Below are 4,334 nucleotides of genomic sequence, written 5' to 3' on the forward strand. Positions count from 1 at the left end.
TCAGCCTTGCCGGCGATGGACTGCAACGCAGCCCCACAACAGCCCTACCGACCCTTGCGCCGATACGGAAACACATCAATCACCTTGCCCTCGCGAATCGCGTCCTGCAGCCCTTTCCAGTAAGCGGCGTCATACAACTCGCCATGCAACTGGTCGAACAGCCGCCGCTGCGCCATATCGGCAAACAGAAACGGCGGGAATTCCTCCGGGAACACATCCAGCGGCCCGATCGAATACCACGGCTCGCTCGACATCTCGTCCTCCGGGAAGCGCGGCGGCGGGATATAGCGGAAGTTGGCCTCGGTCAGGAAACAGATCTCGTCATAGTCATAGAACACCACCCGGCCATGCCGGGTGACGCCGAAGTTTTTCAGCAGCATGTCGCCAGGGAAGATGTTCGCCGCCGCCAACTGCTTGATCGCCAGCCCGTAATCTTCCAGCGCTTCACGCACCTGGCTGTCCGTGGCGCTCTCCAGGTACAGGTTCAACGGGGTCATCCGCCGTTCGGTCCAGCAATGGCGTACCAGCACCGTGTCACCTTCCAGCGACACCGTGGACGGCGCCACTTCGAGCAGTTCCGCCAGGCATTCAGGCTCGAACTTGCTCAGCGGGAAGCGGAAGTCGGAAAACTCCTGGGTATCGGCCATGCGCCCTACCCGGTCGACACTCTTCACCAGGCGGTACGTCTCAATCACCGTGGCGCGGTCGACGCTCTTGGAGGGCGAGAAACGGTCCTTGATGATCTTGAACACGGTGTTGAAGCCCGGCAGCGTAAACACGCTCATGACCATGCCACGCACACCCGGGGCCATGATGAAGCGGTCGTCGGTGCTGGCCAGGTGGTTGATCAGCGCGCGGTAGAACTCCGACTTGCCGTGCTTGTAGAAGCCGATCGAGGTGTACAGCTCGGCAATGTGCTTGCCCGGCAGGATGCGCTTGAGAAAACCGACGAACTCCGCCGGCACCGGCACATCGACCATGAAGTACGAGCGGGTGAAGGAGAAGATGATCGACACATCAGCTTCGTCGGTGATCAGCGCATCGACCTCAATGCCGTGGCCTTCGCGGTGCAGCAGCGGAATCACCAGCGGCCATTGCTCATCCTGGGTAAAGATGCGCCCGACCAGGTACGCGCCCTTGTTGCGGTAGAGCACCGGCGAGAACAGCTCGACTTGCAGTTGCGGGTCCTTGCACACCCAGTCGGGCAGGCTCTCGCGCAACTGCGCTTCGAGCCGCGCCAGGTCGCCGGCCAGGTCGGCGTACGGCGCGTCGAAGCGGTAGTCGGCAAAGAGTTGCCCCAGCATCGACGACAACTGCCCGTCCGGGCGGTAGAGGCGAGTTTGCGCCGCACGCTCATGGGCGCGCAGCGACGGCCGGGTGGTGTGCACGAACATGCAGCCGTCACTGATCAGGTCATGGCTGAACAGGCTGCAGAAGATCGAGTTGTACCAGGTCTCGGACAGCTCATCGTCCAGGCGCGGGTCGATCAGACTGATATAGGCGCTCTTGACCAGCGGCCACAGCGCCACGTCGAGCAACACCTCAGGGTCGAAACCCTGGCGCAGCCAGCCGCTGACTTCGCCGACCTTCTCTTCATAGAGATTGATCCGCGCCGCCGCAGCCGTCTGGATCTGCTGCCACTGCGCCTGCTCGAAGCGCTCCCGGGCGCCATCGGTGATCTGGCGGAAATGCTCGCGATAATTGTCGAAGCCATCGAGGATCATCCGGGCGATGTCGGCGGCCGGCCATTGCTGGGGCATAACGAGACCTCTGCGGGAATTTCAAAGCCTGAGCTTAGCCAGTCGCCGTGAACGGCGATAGCCCGTTGCTGCGGGCGTATCGGCCAAACTGCGGCGCCGCCGAATTGGCTGCGCAAGAAACCGGGCGAAGTTGGTTGCGCAGATACCGTAAACTCCCCTGCCGCCTCGAACCAGGAACGCCACCGTGTCCCCCATCGCCATTTCCCGCCTGTTGATTCTTGCCGCCGTCTGGGGGGCGAGCTTTCTGTTCATGCGCATCATCGCCCCCGTGCTGGGCACCGTGCCGACGGCGTTCTTTCGGGTGTCCATCGCCTGTGCCGGGTTGATCGTGATCCTCGGCCTGCTGCGGGTACGCTGGGACTTCCAGGGCAAGCTCAAGGCCTGCCTGCTGCTGGGGATGATCAATTCGGGCATCCCGGCCACCTTGTACTCGGTCGCTGCGCAAGTGCTACCCGCCGGCTATTCGGCGATCTTCAACGCCACCACCCCGCTGATGGGCGTACTGATCGGCGCGCTGTTCTTCCGTGAGGCGATGACCCTGCCCAAGCTGGGCGGGATTTTCCTTGGGCTGTTCGGTGTGGGGATTCTTAGCGGTGCCGGGCCGGTGGCCTTCGACATGCAGCTGATGCAGGGCGCGCTGTCGTGCCTGGCGGCGACCATGTGCTACGGCTTCTCCGGGTTTCTCGCGCGGCGCTGGCTGGACCAGCAAGGCGGGCTGGACAGCCGCCTGTCAGCGCTGGGCAGCATGATGGGTGCGACCCTGCTGTTGACGCCGTTGTTCGGCTACAGCGTGCTGACCCAGCCACCGGCCAGCTGGGGTGGTTGGACGGTGTGGGGCTCGCTGCTCGGTCTGGGGCTGCTGTGTACGGCGTTTGCGTACATTCTTTACTTCCGCCTGATCAGCGAGATCGGCCCGGTGAAGTCTTCGACCGTGACCTTCATGATCCCGGCCTTCGGGGTGCTGTGGGGGGCCTGGTTACTGGATGAGCCGCTGTCGCTGGCGCACCTATATGGCGGGGTGTTGATTGCCGTGGCGTTGTGGCTGGTATTGAAGCCGGCGACGGCAGGTAAACCTGTGCGGGCTTGAGGGCCGCATCGCGGGACGAGCCCGCTCCCACAGGCAGGGTTCCTGTGGGAGCGGGCTCGTCCCGCGATGGGTTTCAGCGCTGCTCAGCCTGCAACTGGCGAACCACCGCCGGCTTGCGGAACACAAACAGCAAACCAACCACGATCAGCCCCATCCCGAGCAGGCTCAAGGCAGCCAGGCGATTACCAAAGATCAGGTAATCCATCACCGCCGTGACCGCCGGCACCAGATAGAACAGGCTGGTGACATTGACCAGGTTGCCCCGCGCGATCAGCCGATACAGCAGCAAACTGGCTAGCAGCGACACCACCAGCCCCATCCACAGTACCGCCAGCGTGAACTGCAGGTTCCATTCGACGTGCAGCGGCTGGAACGGCGCAAACAGTGCACACAGCAGCAGCCCGCTGAGGTACTGCAACGGCAGAGTGCCCAGCGGGTTGTCAGTGATGCGTTTCTGCATGATCGAGCCGCAGGTCATGCTGGCCAGCGCCAGCAGCGCAAACAGCATCCCGGCCAGGGAAACCCCGCCGGAACCGATCCCCTGGTACACCACCATGACCAGCCCGGCCAGCCCCAGGCACAACCCGAAGACCCGGCTGGGCGAGCGTTGCCGCTCGATCAGGGCAACCGTGAGAATCGGCTGCACGCCCATGACCGTGGCCATGATGCCGGGGGTGACGTGGGTGTTCAGTGCCAGCAGGTAGAAGCACTGGTAGGCGCCCAGCAGGACACAGCCGGTGGCGATGGCCTGCAACAGCGGGCCGCGCCCGCGCGGCCATTCAAGCTTGAGTAGCGGGCCGAGCAGCATCAGCCCGGACAGGGCAATGGCAAAGCGGATCAGCAGGAAGGCGAAGGGTGAGGCCTGGCTCAGGCCGAGCTTGGAGACGATGGCGCCGCTGCTCCAGAGCAGGACGAACAGGCTCGTGGTGGCCGCCGCGGCCACGGATTCTTTCGATAAAACAGACATGAATTGCCACCTGTATTCGGGCAAGTAAGCCGAACGGCGGGTCTATCGAGGGGATAGCCGACCGTGTTCAGTAGTGTTCAGGCGTGGTGGACAACAACCACGCGTGGCGGAGCTTGCACGTCCGCTACGACGCTACTGACAGGTGGTGGGTAGTGACTGATCATGGCTGGCTGCAGGCACCCACGCACAACGACACCCGCGTCAGGCGCGGTGGCGAATACGGTGGCTGGGCAGGAAGCTGGCATGAGCAGGTCTTCGGTGAGGGAGCTGTGGAGGACTATAGATGGGGTTTTTGCAGGTTTCAAGACCCCAGCCCTGTAGCCGCTGCCGTGAGGCTGCGCTCGCCTGCATAGCAGGCGCCGCCTTTGGGAGCCCGCACGGGCTCCAGCGCAGCCTGACGGCAGCGGCTTGTATCTCGACTAACGCCTCTTTGGAGGCGATAGTTCTCGACTGATCATCGAGGAAGAGGAATGAAGCCGGGCAGCGGCTTAGGCCTTGAGCCTGATCTGTAGATTGAGCC

At 63.3% G+C, this 4,334-nt stretch carries 3 protein-coding genes; 1 reads left to right on the plus strand and 2 read right to left on the minus strand.

Annotated elements, in window-relative coordinates:
- Positions 1-44: 44 nt before the first annotated feature.
- Entirely contained in the window at positions 45-1,760 is a 1,716-nt protein-coding gene (gene aceK, locus M5G11_RS26680) for a bifunctional isocitrate dehydrogenase kinase/phosphatase (protein WP_273913790.1), read from the minus strand.
- Between the two features lie 184 nt (positions 1,761-1,944).
- Here aceK and M5G11_RS26685 point away from each other — a divergent pair, with 184 nt between their 5' ends.
- Positions 1,945-2,847: a DMT family transporter gene (locus M5G11_RS26685; protein ID WP_273913789.1), complete on the plus strand. Its 903-nt coding sequence runs from the start codon at positions 1,945-1,947 to the stop codon at positions 2,845-2,847.
- A gap of 73 nt (positions 2,848-2,920) precedes the next feature.
- Here the strand turns inward: M5G11_RS26685 and M5G11_RS26690 are convergent, their stop codons facing one another.
- Positions 2,921-3,814, minus strand: coding sequence for a DMT family transporter (locus tag M5G11_RS26690; protein WP_273913788.1), 894 nt, complete (start codon positions 3,812-3,814; stop codon positions 2,921-2,923).
- Between the last annotated feature and the right edge of the window lie 520 nt (positions 3,815-4,334).

The organism is Pseudomonas fontis (assembly GCF_028656955.1).
Taxonomy (GTDB): domain Bacteria; phylum Pseudomonadota; class Gammaproteobacteria; order Pseudomonadales; family Pseudomonadaceae; genus Aquipseudomonas; species Aquipseudomonas fontis.